Below are 15635 nucleotides of genomic sequence, written 5' to 3'. Positions count from 1 at the left end.
CCTGTATAAGTGTTGAATAAGTCGCCGTCATCGCGAGCAAGCTCGCTCCCACAAGGGGATTGGGTGCGCAGAAGTAGCCTAAACAAAAAACGGAGCGTATCAACGCTCCGTTTCGATGACAGCCCCGGCGATTACTTGCCGACCTGTTTTTCCTTGATTTCCGCGAGGGTCTTGCAGTCGACGCACATATCGGCGGTCGGACGTGCTTCCAGTCGCTTGACGCCAATCTCGACGCCGCAGGACTCGCACCAGCCGTATTCTTCGTCTTCGATCAGTTGCAGCGTCTTGTCGATTTTCTTGATCAGCTTGCGTTCACGGTCGCGAGCACGCAGTTCAAGGCTGAATTCTTCTTCCTGGCTGGCACGGTCGGCCGGGTCAGGGAAGTTGGCAGCGTCGTCCTTCATATGGTCAACCGTGCGGTCGACTTCCTGCATCAAGTCCTGTTTCCACTTGTTCAGGATCTTGGTGAAGTGCGCGCGCATGGGGGCGCCCATGTACTCTTCGCCCTCTTTCGCGACATATGGCTCAAACCCGCTGAGCGACTGATTTTCTTTCTGCTTTGCTTGGGTGGGCATGAATGGACCGCCTCTACTCTTGTAATCCACTACGCAGGATTGCTCCATCACCGACACCTGCCGGCCCTGCGGCTGCAAGCGGGCGAACTTACCAGATCAAATCAGCCCGCGCTACTCCCGGTTGTCGAGGCTGGCGCGGCTGGGGCCTGTAAAGCAAGGCCGGTTCCGGTTCGGTGGGGTTGCAAACCTGCTCAATGCTTGATTTTAGTCAAGCCTGGGTTTAACGCTGGACTGATTTCCAGCGATCTACGCGCTAGGACCGTTTTAGATTCGCGCTCGTTCCCGCACCCGTTCCGGAGTTGGGTAGAATCGGTTCTTTTTTCGCGAAGGACGGCCCAATGGCCCAGCCCTACAGCGCACGCAGTCGTGCCATCGAACCTTTCCACGTCATGGCGCTGCTGGCGCGTGCCAACGAATTGCAGGCCGCCGGGCACGACGTCATTCACCTGGAGATCGGCGAGCCGGACTTCACCACCGCCGAGCCGATCATTCAGGCCGGCCAGGCTGCCCTGGCGGCGGGCAAGACCCGCTACACCGCGGCCCGGGGCATTCCGGAGTTGCGCGAGGCCATCGCCGGTTTCTATGCGCAACGCTACGGTGTGGACATCGATCCCCGGCGCATCCTGGTTACGCCGGGCGGTTCCGGTGCCTTGCTGCTGGCCAGTGCCTTGCTGGTGGACCCGGGCAAGCACTGGCTGCTGGCCGACCCTGGCTACCCGTGCAACCGCCATTTCCTGCGGCTGATCGAAGGCGCGGCGCAATTGGTGCCGGTGGGACCGGACGTGCGTTATCAATTGACGCCGGATCTCGTGAATCGCCATTGGGACCATGACAGTGTCGGTGCCCTGGTGGCGTCCCCGGCCAACCCGACCGGGACAATCCTCAGCCGGGACGAGTTGGCGGGATTGTCCAAGGCGATCAAGAGCCACAACGGCCACTTGGTGGTCGACGAGATCTATCACGGCCTGACCTATGGCACCGATGCCGCCAGCGTACTGGAGGTCGATGACGATGCGTTCGTCCTCAATAGCTTTTCAAAATATTTCGGCATGACCGGTTGGCGGCTTGGCTGGTTGGTGGCGCCTCCAGCGGCCGTCGGTGAATTGGAGAAGCTCGCGCAAAACCTCTACATCAGTGCGCCAAGCATGGCGCAATATGCGGCCCTGGCCTGTTTCGAGCCGGCGACCATCGAAATTTTCGAGCAGCGTCGCGCCGAGTTTGCGTTGCGTCGCGACTTCCTTTTACCGGCCTTGCGCGAGTTGGGGTTTGGTATTGCGGTAGAGCCGCAGGGCGCGTTCTACCTTTATGCCGACATCAGCGCTTTCGGCGGCGATGCCTTCGCGTTCTGCCAGCACTTTCTTGAAACCGAACACGTAGCGTTTACGCCCGGGCTGGATTTCGGTCGCCATCAGGCCGGGCACCACGTGCGTTTCGCCTACACCCAAAGCCTGCCACGGCTTCAAGAAGCGGTGGAGCGAATTGAACGCGGACTGCGGAGTTGGCAAGGCTGATGCTATTTTTCCCAGCTTTGGAAGAAGGGCGTCTGATTCGGCGTTACAAGCGTTTTCTCGCCGATATCGAGACCGTTCATGGCGAAATGCTGACGATTCATTGTCCCAACACCGGCTCGATGCTCAATTGCATGGCCGAGGGAGCGCGCGTCTGGTTCAGTCGTTCCAACGACCCCAAGCGCAAGTTGCCGGGTACTTGGGAAATAGGCGAAACCCCTCAGGGGCGCTTGGCCTGTATCAATACCGCGCGGGCCAATTCGCTGATCGAGGAGGCGCTGCGGGCCGGCGTCATCGGTGAACTGAACGGCTTCATCGGGCTGAAGCGCGAGGTGGCCTACGGCATGGAGAACAGCCGTATCGACTTTCGACTCGATTACCCGGATCGCAGCTCGGCCTGGGTCGAGGTGAAGAGCGTCACGCTGGGGTTCGACGGGACGAATGTGGCGGCGTTTCCCGACGCGGTGACCCTGCGCGGCGCCAAGCACCTGCGAGAACTGGCCTGCCTGGCGCGTGAAGGTGTGCGTGCGGTTCAGCTGTATTGCGTGAACCTGAGCGGTATCGAGGCGGTGCGCCCGGCGCAGGAAATCGATCCTGTGTATGCCGCGGCGTTGCGCGAGGCGGTGGCCGCCGGGGTGGAAGTGCTGGCCTATGGTGCCACGCTGACGCCGGAGCAGATGTGGATCGATCGCCCGCTGCCGGTGTTGCTAGAACTCGATCCAGATGCCTTGCTCGTCCTCCCGGCTGTCTAGCGCCGTGAGAAATTGTCCCGCGCAAGGGCCGGCGACGCATTCACCGCTTTCGATCAGGAACAGCGCGCCATGGGTCGCGCACTGGATGAGACTGGCGCTGGCGTCGAGAAACTGATCGGGTTGCCATTCCAGCGGCACGCCGCGATGCGGGCAACGGTTGAGATAGACGTAGGCTTGGCCTGCGCGCCGCACAGCCAGCAACTTGCGCCCATCCATGTCGAAACCTCGACTGCCGCTTTCAGGCAGGTCGGCGGTGGTACAAAGAAATTTCATGTGTATCTCTAAATGTCATGAGGATGAGCTCTTTGTGGGAGCGGCCTGCGTGCGAATGCTGCGTGTCAGTGTTCTTGGTGTGCGCTGGAACACTGTATTCGCGAGCAGCCTCGCACCCACAGGCTACGTCCATCAAGTTCGATGCTTGACGGCCAAATGAAAACAATTATCAAATGGCGCCTCCTTCGCAGGTGGCATTGAGGATACTTGTCCAAGCCCGGTCCTGTGGAAAACTTCTTTGAGGAAGCTGCCCGATGCGCCTGAATGTCCGCGTTGCTGCGCTCTGTGTCGTCTTGCTGGTAAGCCAAGGCGCGTTGGCGGCTGATCTGCCGCAGCGCTGGGTGAGCGCTGGCGGTGCCTTGTCCGAGTGGGTCAGTGCGCTGGGTGGGGAATCAAAGCTGGTCGGGGTGGACACGACCAGCCAGCATCCCGACTCGCTGCGAGCGTTGCCCAGTATCGGTTATCAACGGCAGCTGTCGGCAGAGGGCGTGCTGAGCTTGCGTCCGCAGATCCTGGTGGGGACGGAGGAAATGGGGCCTCCTCCGGTGCTGGCGCAGATTCGGGCCGCCGGGGTGCAGGTCGAATTGTTTTCGGCGGCGCCAAGCCTGACCGCGCTCCAGGACAATTTGCTTCATTTGGGCCAGCTATTGGGAACCGACGACAGGGCACGGGCAATGTTCGAGGATTATCAGCAGCGCCTTTCCCGGCACGGCGCCCGGGTAAATGAAGCCCGCCTCAAGCAGAAGGCACCTGGCGTATTGCTGTTGGTGGGCAGCGCCGGCGGCAAGCCGCTGATTGCGGGCAAGGACACCGCCGCGGATTGGCTGCTGCAACAGGCTGGCGGCCACAACCTGGCGACTCATAGCGGTTACAAACCTTTCTCCGTGGAAACCCTGGCGAGCCTGAATCCCGAGGTGCTGGTCTTCGCCGATCGTGCCTTGCGCGGCGAAGAGGCGCGGGTGGCGCTGTTCAAGGAAAATCCGATCCTGTCCTCCACGCCCGCCGCCAGGGACGGGCGTGTCATCGAGCTGGATCCGACGTTGTTGGTGGGCGGGCTGGGCCCACGTTTGCCGCAAAGCCTGGTGACGCTGACCAACGCGTTCTATCCGGTCCAGGTGCCATGACGGCGCTGGTCAAGCCGCGCACTTTGTTTATCGGGCTGGGCCTGCTGTGTCTGCTGGCATCCTGGTTGTCCCTGGCCTTGGGTCCCGTGAGCTTGCCTATGCTCGATACATTACGCGCCGCCCTGCGCCTGTTGGGTTTGCCGGTGGCCGGGGATGGCCTTGAACAGGCCGAACTGATCCTTGGCCAGATTCGTCTGCCACGGACCCTGCTGGGGTTGGCGGTGGGCGGGGTATTGGCGTTGTCCGGCGTGGCGATGCAGGGGTTGTTTCGCAACCCTTTGGCCGACCCCGGCTTGGTGGGCGTTTCCAGTGGCGCGGCGTTGGGTGCAGCATTTGCCATCGTCGCTGGTTCAGCGCTGGGCGGTGTGCCCGAAGCGTTGGGCCCCTACGTATTGTCCTTGTGCGCGTTTCTGGGCGGGCTCGGGGTCACGGCATTGGTCTATCGCCTCGGCCGGCGCAACGGCCAGACGCATGTCGCGACCATGCTCTTGGCCGGTATCGCCTTGACCGCACTGTCCGGTTCCGCGGTGGGCTTGTTCACCTACCTGGCGGACGACGCAACCTTGCGCACCCTGACGTTCTGGAACCTGGGTAGCCTCAACGGCGCCAGCTACGCACGGTTGTGGCCCTTGCTGCTGGTCAGCGCCGGCGTGGCGGTCTGGCTGCCACGTCGAGCCCGCGCGCTCAATGCCCTGTTGCTCGGCGAGTCGGAAGCCGCCCACTTGGGCATAGATGTCGAACGGCTCAAGCGTGAGCTGGTGTTCTGCACCGCCCTTGGCGTCGGAGCCGCAGTTGCGGCAGCAGGCATGATCGGTTTTGTCGGGCTGGTGGTGCCGCATCTGGTGCGGTTGATGGCGGGGCCGGACCATCGCGTCCTGCTGCCTGCGTCGGTGCTGGCGGGGGCGAGCCTGTTGCTGTTCGCCGATCTGGTGGCGCGTCTGGTGCTGGCCCCGGCGGAACTGCCGATCGGCATCGTCACGGCTTTCATCGGCGCGCCGTTTTTCCTCTACTTATTGCTGCGGGGGCGCGCCTGATGTTGCGAGCGCAAAACCTGCACATTCGCCGCGGACATAAAACCGTGCTGGCGGATATCGATCTACAGCTCAATCCTGGCGAAGTGTTAGGCGTGCTCGGTCCCAACGGGGCGGGTAAAAGTACCTTGCTCGCAGGTCTGTGTGGAGAAATGCGCCCGGCGCAGGGTGAGGTCTGGCTCGATGATCGACCGTTGGCGCAATGGAACGGCAGCGAGCGCGCCCGTCGCCTGGCGGTATTGCCACAGGTCTCGACCCTGGATTTCGCATTCCGAGTCGAAGAGGTGGTCGGCATGGGACGGCTGCCCCACCAGAGCGGTCGGATACGTGACGGGCAAATCGTCGAGTTGGCGTTGCAGGCTGCCGATGCTGCGCATTTGCAAGGTCGCAATTACCTCAGCTTGTCCGGCGGTGAGCGCCAGCGGGTCCACCTGGCAAGGGTGCTGGCCCAATTGTGGCCGGGCGAGGCGGGACAAATCCTGTTGTTGGACGAACCCACTTCGATGCTCGATCCGTTGCACCAGCACACCATTTTGCAAGCGGTGCGCGAATTCGCCTGTCGCGGCGCGGCGGTATTGGTGATCCTGCATGACCTGAACTTGGCGGCGCGCTACTGTGATCGTCTGTTGCTGCTGGCGTCCGGCCGGCCGGTGGCCCTGGATACGCCTCGGCAAGTATTGCGCCCGGAGCCGCTCAAGGCGGTGTTTGGCCTGGACGTGCTGGTGCAATCCCATCCGGAGCGAGGCCATCCCTTGATCATTGCCCGCTGACACTCGCTGGAGGATACCGACGTGCGCTTGATCCTGATCCTGGCATTGGCAATGTTGACCGCTTGCCAAAGCGTTCCACCACCTCCGCTTGGAGGACGGATTCGTGATTTGCACACCGGTCAATCAGTCACGCCCCAGGCATTGGTCGAGCGCCTGGCGAGCGCGCAACGGGTCGTGGTCGGGGAGCAACACGACAATCGCGATCACCACGCACTGCAACGCTGGCTGCTCCAGGCATTGTCCGACCGGCGAGCCCAAGGCAGCTTGCTGCTGGAGATGCTGACGCCGCAGCAGCAGCCACGGGTCGACGCGGTTCGCCAGTTGCCTGCGTTGCCGAATGATTTGCCCACGGCTTTGGATTGGTCGCCGGGTTGGGATTGGAGTCTCTACGGCCCTGTGGTCGAATTCGCCCTGAGGCAGTCTTATCCGGTGCTGGCAGCCAATCTGGACGGCGAGCACATCCAGCGCATCTATCGCCAGGTACCAGCCATGGAGGGTGTCCATTCCAATTCGGACGTTGTGCGGGGCGTGCTGCTGGAGCAGATTCGCGAATCCCACTGCGGGCTGCTGCCAGAGTCACAGATGCCGGCGATGTTGGCTGTCCAACAACAGCGTGACCGGCGCATGGCCGAGCGATTGCTCCAGGCTCCCGCGCCGGCGTTGTTATTCGCTGGCGCCTGGCATGCCCGCAAGGATGTTGGCGTGCCGCTGCATGCGTTGGACCTGGGGGCCAATGATATGCCGATCGTGCTGATGTTGGCGGAAGAGGGCGCCAATGTGACATCGGCCATGGCGGATTACGTGTGGTACACCCCGGCAACGCCGCCCCAGGATTACTGCGCGCAAATGCGTGGAGGCGACGCGAAGTAATCTCCAGGCAAAAAAAGACCCGGCAAGAGCCGGGTCAAATAACCGTGATTAGCCTGATGAGGAGATATCTGAGAGTCCGAACCAAGGGCTTTTCAAATATCGACCAGTCTCGCGACCGGATGTGGTAATCATAGCGATTCTCATTTCCAAGTCAAACATTGTTTTCAGTTGCCCGGTTATTTCTTGGCGAGAGCCCAGTGGGCGTGGACAAAACCGCTGTCAGGCTTTGTGGCGCGCTGAAATGGCATCCAACTGCTTATTGAGGGCTTCCTTTCGCTCAGCGGGAATATCATTCCAATGCATGTCCATCAGCGCGCCTTCGATGGCATACAGCAATACCTTGGACGCACGGAACCCGCGAGTGCGAACGGCTCGGTACGCGTCCACCGCGCCGAGCCGCCGCAGATCCGAGGCGCTGTGGATGCCCACGGCATGGAGCCACTGGGCTGATGTCTTGCCCAGATTCTTCAGGTGTTGCAGTTCATCATTCATCGAGCCTCCTTGCGACGGCCGACTGGTGCAGTGGGCAAGCTTTTCAGGAGTGTAGCGCTCAGTAGGAAAAGCGTGATTCTTTGGTCGGAATCAACGAAAAAGCTTCTAATGCATTACGCACGATGGATGGAAATGCAGGTCATCCAGCGCAGGCGGGGGCGCTGGAGATTGTCTGGTGTCGCACGCAGGTGCTGTTGTTTCAGCGAGTGCGGTAACGCAGGCGAGTACCGAAATTCATCGACATCAAGATTTCGTCGGCAGACAGCTCCGGCGGGAAGTAGGTGCCCGAGATCTGCGCATGCGCCAGGCTCGCGCCTTCCAGCGATGACTTGCGAAAATCAATGCCGCGCAAATCGGCGGAGCGGAAGTAGGCGTCCGTGAAGTCGACGTCGTCGGCGTTCAGTTCACGAAGGTCCAGGCCACGAAAGTCGCCGCCGCGCATGTCGATGGGGCCTTGAGGACGTTCGGTGTTGAAGCCGGCAATGTCATCTTTGCGCAACAAGGCATAAAGAGGGGAGTCGAGAAGCTTTGGGTGGCTCATGGCATGTCACCTGATGGTTTTATGACGCCAGTATAGTGCCACTATTTAGCGGCCGTGAAGCCGGGCGTCGCTTCACGGCCGAAATAGTTTTACAGGCCTGGCAAGCGCTGGCGGATCTGCGCAACCACGACATCCAGCGTGCCGCTTTCGTTGGTTTGAACGCGTTTGCTGCACAGAATTTCAGCCGGCGACAGTGCTTCGCGACTGGCCTGCTGCGCTGCGATGACGGCCAGGTTGGCGTCGGAAGGGTCTTTCTGGTCGGCTTGGCGCTGGGCCAGCCGGCTTTCGATCACCGCTTGTGGCGCGTCGCAATCTAGGATCAGGAAAGGAGCGCCCGTGCCCTCGGCGATCTTGGCCGCGGCGTCGCGCTGGTCATGCTTGAGGTAGGTGGCGTCGATTACCACAGGGAACCCCGCGTGGAGGATCACGTCGGCAATCTGATGCAGGCGCACGTACGTGGCGCTGCTGGCGTCGCTGCTATAGATACCGGCTTGTGGGTCGTTCGGCACTTGCTGTTCGCCGAACAGGCGCTTGCGCTCCACGTCCGAGCGCAGGCGAATTGCACCAAGCGCTTCCACCAGGCGCATGGCCACGTGGCTTTTGCCAACGGCGGAAACGCCATGGGTAATGGCAAGGAAGCGCGAAGGTATCGTGCTGTAGCTTTCCGCCAGGTTGGCATAGTTGCGGTATTGGCGCAGGGTCGTTGCACGCTGCACCGGATCGGCTTCGGCGGGCATGCTGAACAGCGCGACCTTGGCGCGGACCAGGGCGCGATAGGCCTTGTAGAAATTCAGCAGTTCCAGGCCGTTGTAGTCGCCGGTCAGCTCCAGGTATTGGCTGACGAAACGTCGCGCCAGCGATTTGAGACCGCGGTCTTCAAGATCCATCGCCAGGAAACCGGTGTCGGCGTAGACGTCGGTGAAGCGGAATGGCTCGTTGAACTCGATGCAGTCGAAGATCACTACTTTGCCGTCGATTACGGTGGCGTTGCCCAGGTGAATGTCACCATGGCATTCGCGAATGAAACCGTCGGCCTTGCGTTGGGTAAACAACGGCTTGAGGCGTTCGAAGCTGGTTTCGGCCCAGGCCTGGAGGGCCTCGAGCTGCAGCAGGTCAGCCTTGTCATTGAGGAATGGGCGGATCTGTTCGAAATTCTGCCGTACCGGCGCCATGACGCTGTCCGGTGTGCCCGCCGGATTGTCGGCAGGCACTTTTGGCGTGGTGAGGTGGAACTGGGCGATTTGCTCGGCCATTTCATCGATGTGCGCGGTGGTCAATTCGCCATTGGCCTGTAGCGTGCTGAGCAGCTCGCTCTGGGGAAACTGGCGCATCTTCAGGGCGTACTCGATGGCGGGGCCGTCGCCGCCGAGGATTGGTGCTTCGTCGCTGCCGGTAATCGGCAGCACTTCCAGGTACAGGTCCTGGGTCAGGCGCTGGTTCAGGCGCAGTTCCTCGGCACAAAAATGTTTGCGCGCGTCGAGGTTAGTGAAGTCTAGGAACCCGAAATTCACCGGTTTCTTGAATTTGTAGGCGTAGGGGCCGGTGAGCAACACCCAGGAGATGTGGGTTTCGATGACCTGGAACCCTTCGACGGGGTGCGGGTAAAGGGCAGGGTTTTGCAGGGCAGCGATCAGTGATTGGCTCACGGGCGATCCTTCAGGGACTGGAAAATTCAAGGCGGTCATTATGGCCGCAAGCCGCGCTAACGCAAACCTCGGCGGACTCATGTTGAACCACCACAAAGTGCGTATAATCCGGCGCCATGACTCGTACCCGATCCCCCCGTACCCCCAAGAAACCACCCGCCAGCCGCCTGCGGCCCTGGTTGGGCTGGGCCCTTAAACTGAGCCTGGTAGGCCTTGTCGTGCTTGCCGGTTTTGCCGTCTACCTTGATGCCATCGTCCAGGAGAAGTTCTCCGGCAAGCGCTGGACCATCCCGGCGAAGGTCTACGCACGGCCGTTGGAGCTGTTCGTCGGACAAAAACTGAGCAAGGATGATTTCCTGACTGAGCTCGATGCCTTGGGTTATCGCCGCGAAAGCGTAGCCAATGGTCCGGGTGCGGCCTCGGTGAACGGCAACACCATCGACCTCAACACCCGTGGCTTCCAGTTCTATGAAGGCATGGAGCAAGCGCAACCGGTGCGGGTGCGTTTTTCCGGTGATTATGTTGCCGCGCTGACCGGCGCCAATAATGCGAGCCTGTCGGTCGTGCGCCTCGAGCCGCTGCTGATTGGTGGCCTATACCCCAAGAACCTCGAAGACCGGATCCTGATCAAGATCGACCAGGTGCCGCCGTTCTTGCTGGAAACACTGATCGCCGTAGAGGACCGGGATTTCTACCATCACTTTGGTGTCTCGCCCAAATCGATCGCCCGGGCCGTCTGGGTCAACACTTCGTCGGGGCACATGCGCCAGGGCGGCAGTACCTTGACCCAACAGCTGGTCAAGAATTTCTACCTGACCAACGAGCGCAGCCTGACCCGCAAGCTGACCGAAGCCATGATGGCGTTGTTGCTGGAACTGCACTACGACAAGCGAGAGATTCTGGAGGCGTACCTCAACGAGGTCTTCGTCGGCCAGGACGGCCAGCGCGCGGTGCACGGTTTCGGCCTGGCCAGCCAGTTCTTCTTCAGCCAGCCGCTGTCCGAACTCAAGCTGCATCAGGTGGCGTTGTTGGTGGGCATGGTCAAGGGGCCATCGTCCTACAACCCGCGTCGTAATCCGGAGCGTGCCCTCGAGCGGCGCAATTTGGTACTCGACCTGCTGCAACAACAGGGCGTGGCCACGGCCGAGCAGGTCGAGGCGGCGAAGAAGATGCCGCTGGGCGTGACCAAGCGCGGCAGCCTGGCGGACAGTTCGTTCCCCGGTTTCATGGACTTGGTCAAGCGTCAGTTGCGGGAAGACTACCGCGACGAAGACTTGACCGAAGAAGGCCTGCGCATCTTTACCAGTTTCGACCCGATCCTGCAGATGAAGGCCGAAGCATCGGTCAATGACACCTTCAAGCGACTGGCGGGGCGCAAGGGATCGGACGAAGTCGAAGCGGCCATGGTCGTGACCAATCCGGAAACCGGGGAAGTCCAGGCGATGATCGGCAGCCGCCAGGCCAGCTTTGCAGGATTCAACCGGGCCCTGGATGCGGTGCGCCCGATCGGCTCGCTGATCAAGCCGGCGGTTTATCTTACGGCGTTGGAAAAACCGAGCCAGTACACGCTGACGAGCTGGCTATCCGATGAATCGTTTTCGATCAAGGGCGCGGACGGTCAGGTCTGGACGCCACAAAACTATGATCGTCGTCCCCATGGCACGGTGTTCCTGTACCAGGGGCTGGCGCATTCCTACAACCTCTCGACGGCTCGCCTCGGGCTGGAAGTCGGCGTGCCGAATGTGCTCAAGACCTTGGCGCGCCTGGGAGTAAGCCGCGAATTCCCGGCATTCCCGTCGATGCTGCTGGGCGCCGGTGGCCTGACGCCGATTGAAGTTGCGGCCATGTACCAGACGTTGGCCAACGGTGGCTTCAATACGCCGATGCGCGGGATCCGCAGCGTGCTGACTGCCGACGGCGAACCGCTCAAGCGTTATCCGTTCCAGATCCAGCAACGCTTCGATCCGGCTTCCATCTACCTGATCCAAAGTGCGATGCAGCGGGTCATGCGTGAAGGCACCGGCAGTTCTGTCTATAACGTGCTCCCACGGACGTTGACCCTGGCGGGCAAGACCGGCACCAGTAACGACTCGCGCGACAGCTGGTTTGCCGGTTTCAGCCAGGACCTGCTGGCGGTGGTCTGGCTCGGCCGTGACGATAACGGCAAGACACCGTTCACCGGCGCTACCGGTGCGTTGCAGGTCTGGACCAGTTTCATGCGCAAGGCCGATCCGTTGCCGCTGGACATGCCGCAACCGGACAACATCGTCCAGGCCTGGGTCGATTCGCGCACGGGCCAGGGTTCCGACGCCAATTGCCCGGGCGCCGTACAGATGCCGTATATTCGCGGCAGCGAACCACCGCCCGGTGCAGCCTGCGGCGGCACGAATCCCGCCGAATCGGTGATGGATTGGGTCAAGGACTGGATGAATTAAGCAAGAGGGTTTCAAGTGAACAAGTGGTTGATTCCAGCGGTAACCGCCGTGGCTTTGCTCAGCGGCTGTTCTACCGTACAGCGCGGTTCGATTCCGGTTGTCGACTCCGGCACGGCCGTCTCCAATAGCGAGCGGGTTTCGGCCAATGGTGGTTTCCGTCAAACGACGGTGAAGCGGCCGGTCCAGGGCCAGGCCCAGGCGATCCCGCAAGGCGACACCGGTGTCGTGGTGATGGTGCCCGGAGGTGGTGCCGCCACCTCGGCACCGATCAGCAGCACGCCGATCACTCCAGGCCCTATCACGCCGGGGCCTATCGAAACCTCGCCGATCAATCAGGGCAGCTACAGCATGCCGTCGACTCCGAGCAGCGCTCCTTCGGCCAGTGCCGGTGGCTTGTCCGCCGATGAGCAATTGGACGGCCCGGTGCTGGCGCTCCTGACCACGGCGCAACAGCAGCAAGCCGGTGGGGATCTCAACGGAGCTTCTTCGAGCCTCGAACGGGCCCAGCGTGTCGCGCCGCGTGAGCCGCAGGTTCTGTATCGACTGGCCCAGGTACGCATGGCCCAGGGCGATGCGCCGCAGGCTGAGCAATTGGCTCGTCGTGGCCTGACATTCTCCGGCGGTCGCCCGGCGCTCCAGGCAAGCCTGTGGGAATTGATCGCCCAGGCGCGTGAGAAGCAGGGCGATTCGGCGGGCGCCGCGCTGGCCCGCCAGAAGGCAAAGGTTTCCCTCTGATGGATGGACGTTTTCCAAAAATCGCCGATCAGTTGCTGCTTATCGAGCGGGAGCTGCGGGTTCAGGGCTGGTGGAGCGATGTTCCCCCCTCGGCCGAGGCGCTGGCAAGTGTCGAGCCGTTCGCGGTCGACACCCTGGATTTCGAGCAGTGGCTGCAATGGATCTTCCTGCCGCGGATGAAATCCATCCTGGAAAACGACCTGCCCCTGCCTAACGCTTCGGGCATCCTCGCCATGGCTGAGATGGTCTATGCCCAACGGCCAGGGCAGGGCGTCAAGTTGCAACAGTTGCTTGCGCAGTTCGACCAGTTGATCGCCGACGTCAGTTGACACAGCTCACTGACAGTTCTCTTCAATTTGCGCGCGAGTTTCATCGATGCGCTGGCGCCGCTCTTCATCCGTAAGGCGGCGCATTTCACCTTCCACCTCTTCTCGCACCCTTGGGTTGTTCTGCAGTTGGGCCAGGTTGGTCCGTGCCTGCTCGCAGAAAACCTTGAGTTGAGCTTCCTGTTCGGCAACCTGCTGTTTTACTTGCTGGTCGATGGCTTTCTGATCGCCAACGACTCCGTCTGACGCCGGCGCCGCAGGTTTGGGTGCCGGCGTTGTGGATTTGCCTACGGTAGTCGCTTCTACGCCCTCAGGCGGTTGGGCGCCGAAATGGGTCACACCTTGGGCGTCGACCCATTTGTAGATCTGGCCGGCCATGCTCATCGGGCTCAGGCCTAGCAGCAGGGTGACGGTCAATATCATCGTTCGCATGCTGTTTCCTTGTCCTGGGTTGCGCAATCGAAGCTAACAGAGTAGCCGTTTAAAGGTTTTTTCTTGCGTTCTCATGTGCTTACTTCAATAAAGCACATTGACGACTTGACTTGCAGAGGGCGAAACAGAAGAATCCAAAGTCCGCTGTAGAGGGACTGCCAGAAGCAGACCCACTCGGCAGATCATGAGGCGCACATCCGCGCCGACCTGTTACACCCGCAACGCGTTACCTCGCGCTGGGTGGGAAAGGCCCGCAACACTTGGGACGATCCCAATACTTGCTCAGTCAGTGCTGACGTAGTCGGCGACCACCGTCGCTCATGCTCTGCCGAGAAGTAAACCTATTAAGACCCGTCCCCTTTTCGTGGGTCGGTATTCTGGCGTTTTAGAGGTGAACAACGTGGAGCTTTTATCTGGCGGTGAGATGCTCGTCCGCTTCTTGCGTGACGAAGGCGTCAAATATATCTACGGGTACCCCGGCGGTGCTCTTCTTCATGTCTATGATGCCCTGTTCAAAGAACCGGAAGTGACCCACATCCTGGTTCGCCACGAACAAGCGGCCACCCACATGGCTGACGGCTATGCCCGCGCCACTGGCAAGGCTGGCGTGGTCCTGGTGACATCCGGCCCCGGCGCCACGAACGCCATCACCGGTATCGCCACGGCCTACATGGACTCGATTCCGATGGTGATCATCTCTGGCCAGGTGCCCAGCACCATGGTCGGTACCGATGCGTTCCAGGAAACCGACATGATCGGTATCTCCCGGCCGATCGTGAAGCACAGCTTCATGATCAAGCACGCGTCGGAAATCCCGGAGGTCATGAAGAAAGCCTTCTACCTGGCTGAGTCTGGTCGTCCGGGCCCGGTCGTGGTCGACGTGCCGAAAGACATGACCAACCCGGCCGAGAAATTCGAATACATCTACCCGAAAAAAGCCAAGCTGCGCTCCTACAGCCCGGCTGTCCGCGGCCACTCGGGACAAATCCGCAAGGCTGCGGAAATGCTGCTGGCGGCCAAGCGCCCCGTGCTTTACTCCGGCGGTGGCGTGATTCTCGGCGGAGGGTCTGCGCCGCTGACCGAATTGGCGAAGATGCTCAACCTGCCGGTCACCAATACGCTGATGGGCCTCGGCGCCTACCCAGGCACTGATCGCCAGTTCATCGGCATGCTCGGCATGCACGGCAGCTACACCGCCAACCTGGCGATGCACCATGCGGACGTCATCCTGGCGGTCGGTGCGCGTTTCGACGACCGTGTCATCAACGGCCCGGCGAAATTCTGCCCGAACGCCAAGATCATCCACATCGACATCGATCCGGCGTCGATCTCCAAGACTATCAAGGCCGACGTGCCGATTGTCGGTCCTGTAGAAAGCGTGCTGACTGAAATGGTCGCGATCCTCAAGGAAATTGGCGAGGCTCCGAACAAAGACTCCGTCGCCAGTTGGTGGAAGCAGGTCGATGAATGGCGCGGTGATCGTGGCCTGTTCCCCTACGACAAGGGCGACGGCAGCGTGATCAAGCCGCAGACGGTCATCGAGACATTGTGCGAAGTGACCAACGGCGATGCCTTCGTGACGTCGGACGTGGGCCAGCACCAGATGTTCGCGGCGCAGTACTACAAGTTCAACAAGCCTAATCGCTGGATCAACTCCGGTGGCCTGGGCACCATGGGCTTCGGATTCCCGGCGGCCATGGGCGTCAAGTTGAGCTTCCCGGACAACGATGTTGCCTGCGTGACCGGCGAAGGCAGTATCCAGATGAACATCCAGGAACTGTCGACCTGCCTTCAATACGGTCTGCCGGTGAAAATCGTCAACCTGAACAACGGTGTACTGGGCATGGTTCGCCAGTGGCAGGACATGAGCTACGGCAGCCGTCACTCGCATTCCTACATGGAATCGCTGCCGGACTTCGTCAAGCTGGTCGAGGCCTATGGTCACGTCGGCATCCGCATCACTGACCTGAAGGACTTGAAGTCCGGGCTCGAAGAAGCCTTCGCGATGAAGGATCGACTGGTGTTCCTCGACATCCAGGTCGATACCAGCGAGCACGTCTACCCGATGCAGATCAAAGACGGCTCCATGCGCGACATGTGGCTGAGCAAGACGGAGCGTACCTAA

At 61.0% G+C, this 15635-nt stretch carries 16 protein-coding genes; 10 read left to right on the top strand and 6 right to left on the bottom strand.

What is annotated here, in order from left to right:
* Positions 1-131 precede the first annotated feature (131 nt).
* Positions 132-575 carry an RNA polymerase-binding protein DksA gene (gene dksA, locus J3P79_RS22525; RefSeq protein ID WP_264426614.1) on the bottom strand — a complete coding sequence of 148 codons (444 nt, stop codon included), beginning with the start codon at positions 573-575 and terminating at the stop codon, positions 132-134.
* A gap of 338 nt (positions 576-913) precedes the next feature.
* On the opposite strand from dksA, the gene J3P79_RS22520 reads away from it, so the two are divergent.
* Together J3P79_RS22520 and sfsA are read left to right on the top strand one after the other, a co-directional pair.
* Positions 914-2086 carry a pyridoxal phosphate-dependent aminotransferase gene (locus J3P79_RS22520; protein ID WP_434605737.1) on the top strand — a complete coding sequence of 391 codons (1173 nt, stop codon included), beginning with the start codon at positions 914-916 and terminating at the stop codon, positions 2084-2086.
* Complete coding sequence (sfsA, locus tag J3P79_RS22515; protein ID WP_434605736.1) at positions 2086-2835, top strand: DNA/RNA nuclease SfsA; 750 nt, start codon at positions 2086-2088, stop codon at positions 2833-2835. Before J3P79_RS22520 ends, sfsA begins: the two co-directional genes overlap by 1 nt.
* On the opposite strand, the gene J3P79_RS22510 is transcribed toward sfsA, so the two are convergent.
* The gene (locus J3P79_RS22510) at positions 2791-3108 is read right to left on the bottom strand and encodes a Rieske (2Fe-2S) protein (RefSeq protein WP_434605735.1); all 318 of its coding nucleotides are present in this window, start codon (positions 3106-3108) and stop codon (positions 2791-2793) included. The genes sfsA and J3P79_RS22510 overlap by 45 nt on opposite strands.
* A gap of 254 nt (positions 3109-3362) precedes the next feature.
* On the opposite strand from J3P79_RS22510, the gene J3P79_RS22505 reads away from it, so the two are divergent.
* Genes J3P79_RS22505 through J3P79_RS22490 form a run of 4 tightly spaced genes read left to right on the top strand, consistent with a single transcriptional unit; the run spans position 3363 to position 6903 of the window.
* On the top strand, positions 3363-4232 hold the full coding sequence (locus J3P79_RS22505) for a heme/hemin ABC transporter substrate-binding protein (protein WP_434605734.1): 870 nt from the start codon (positions 3363-3365) through the stop codon (positions 4230-4232).
* 50 nt (positions 4233-4282) lie between these two features.
* On the top strand, positions 4283-5266 hold the full coding sequence (locus J3P79_RS22500; RefSeq protein WP_434611581.1) for a FecCD family ABC transporter permease: 984 nt from the start codon (positions 4283-4285) through the stop codon (positions 5264-5266).
* Positions 5266-6033: a heme ABC transporter ATP-binding protein gene (locus tag J3P79_RS22495; protein ID WP_434605733.1), complete on the top strand. Its 768-nt coding sequence runs from the start codon at positions 5266-5268 to the stop codon at positions 6031-6033. Before J3P79_RS22500 ends, J3P79_RS22495 begins: the two co-directional genes overlap by 1 nt.
* Before the next feature lie 21 nt (positions 6034-6054).
* The gene (locus J3P79_RS22490; RefSeq protein ID WP_434605732.1) at positions 6055-6903 is read left to right on the top strand and encodes a ChaN family lipoprotein; all 849 of its coding nucleotides are present in this window, start codon (positions 6055-6057) and stop codon (positions 6901-6903) included.
* A gap of 219 nt (positions 6904-7122) precedes the next feature.
* Here J3P79_RS22490 and J3P79_RS22485 read toward each other — a convergent pair whose 3' ends face one another.
* The 3 genes from J3P79_RS22485 to J3P79_RS22475 form a co-directional block, all read right to left on the bottom strand.
* Positions 7123-7395: a TfoX/Sxy family protein gene (locus tag J3P79_RS22485; RefSeq protein WP_039593847.1), complete on the bottom strand. Its 273-nt coding sequence runs from the start codon at positions 7393-7395 to the stop codon at positions 7123-7125.
* 199 nt (positions 7396-7594) lie between these two features.
* Positions 7595-7936: a pentapeptide repeat-containing protein gene (locus tag J3P79_RS22480; RefSeq protein ID WP_434605731.1), complete on the bottom strand. Its 342-nt coding sequence runs from the start codon at positions 7934-7936 to the stop codon at positions 7595-7597.
* An 89-nt stretch (positions 7937-8025) separates the two neighbouring features.
* Positions 8026-9582 (bottom strand): AAA family ATPase, encoded by a 1557-nt coding sequence (locus J3P79_RS22475; protein ID WP_434605730.1) that lies wholly within the window; start codon positions 9580-9582, stop codon positions 8026-8028.
* A gap of 116 nt (positions 9583-9698) precedes the next feature.
* Between J3P79_RS22475 and mrcB the strand changes: the two genes are divergently transcribed.
* From mrcB to J3P79_RS22460, 3 genes are read left to right on the top strand one after another with little or no spacing between them, the layout of a single operon-like run.
* Positions 9699-12017 (top strand): penicillin-binding protein 1B, encoded by a 2319-nt coding sequence (mrcB, locus tag J3P79_RS22470; RefSeq protein ID WP_434605729.1) that lies wholly within the window; start codon positions 9699-9701, stop codon positions 12015-12017.
* A gap of 15 nt (positions 12018-12032) precedes the next feature.
* Positions 12033-12752 carry a tetratricopeptide repeat protein gene (locus tag J3P79_RS22465; RefSeq protein ID WP_434605728.1) on the top strand — a complete coding sequence of 240 codons (720 nt, stop codon included), beginning with the start codon at positions 12033-12035 and terminating at the stop codon, positions 12750-12752.
* Positions 12752-13081, top strand: a complete 330-nt coding sequence (locus J3P79_RS22460) for a YqcC family protein (protein WP_434605727.1) — start codon at positions 12752-12754, stop codon at positions 13079-13081. Before J3P79_RS22465 ends, J3P79_RS22460 begins: the two co-directional genes overlap by 1 nt.
* 6 nt (positions 13082-13087) lie before the next feature.
* Here J3P79_RS22460 and J3P79_RS22455 read toward each other — a convergent pair whose 3' ends face one another.
* Positions 13088-13510 carry a DUF4124 domain-containing protein gene (locus J3P79_RS22455; protein WP_434605726.1) on the bottom strand — a complete coding sequence of 141 codons (423 nt, stop codon included), beginning with the start codon at positions 13508-13510 and terminating at the stop codon, positions 13088-13090.
* 400 nt (positions 13511-13910) lie between these two features.
* Between J3P79_RS22455 and J3P79_RS22450 the strand changes: the two genes are divergently transcribed.
* The gene (locus J3P79_RS22450; protein WP_039593917.1) at positions 13911-15635 is read left to right on the top strand and encodes an acetolactate synthase 3 large subunit; all 1725 of its coding nucleotides are present in this window, start codon (positions 13911-13913) and stop codon (positions 15633-15635) included.

This window comes from Pseudomonas sp. R1-7, assembly GCF_051132105.1.
GTDB lineage: Bacteria > Pseudomonadota > Gammaproteobacteria > Pseudomonadales > Pseudomonadaceae > Aquipseudomonas.
The sequence above is the reverse complement of the archived record's forward strand: the minus strand, read 5'-3'. Positions and strand labels throughout refer to the sequence as shown.

Bases quoted from the DNA above. Each gene is read 5' to 3' on its own strand.
- J3P79_RS22485 (WP_039593847.1), bottom strand. From the start codon at position 7,395: ATGAATGATGAACTGCAACACCTGAAGAATCTGGGCAAGACATCAGCC.
- J3P79_RS22480 (WP_434605731.1), bottom strand. From the start codon at position 7,936: ATGAGCCACCCAAAGCTTCTCGACTCCCCTCTTTATGCCTTGTTGCGC.
- J3P79_RS22455 (WP_434605726.1), bottom strand. From the start codon at position 13,510: ATGCGAACGATGATATTGACCGTCACCCTGCTGCTAGGCCTGAGCCCG.
- J3P79_RS22495 (WP_434605733.1), top strand. From the start codon at position 5,266: ATGTTGCGAGCGCAAAACCTGCACATTCGCCGCGGACATAAAACCGTG.
- dksA (WP_264426614.1), bottom strand. From the start codon at position 575: ATGCCCACCCAAGCAAAGCAGAAAGAAAATCAGTCGCTCAGCGGGTTT.
- J3P79_RS22460 (WP_434605727.1), top strand. From the start codon at position 12,752: ATGGATGGACGTTTTCCAAAAATCGCCGATCAGTTGCTGCTTATCGAG.
- J3P79_RS22510 (WP_434605735.1), bottom strand. From the start codon at position 3,108: ATGAAATTTCTTTGTACCACCGCCGACCTGCCTGAAAGCGGCAGTCGA.
- J3P79_RS22505 (WP_434605734.1), top strand. From the start codon at position 3,363: ATGCGCCTGAATGTCCGCGTTGCTGCGCTCTGTGTCGTCTTGCTGGTA.
- sfsA (WP_434605736.1), top strand. From the start codon at position 2,086: ATGCTATTTTTCCCAGCTTTGGAAGAAGGGCGTCTGATTCGGCGTTAC.
- J3P79_RS22520 (WP_434605737.1), top strand. From the start codon at position 914: ATGGCCCAGCCCTACAGCGCACGCAGTCGTGCCATCGAACCTTTCCAC.
- mrcB (WP_434605729.1), top strand. From the start codon at position 9,699: ATGACTCGTACCCGATCCCCCCGTACCCCCAAGAAACCACCCGCCAGC.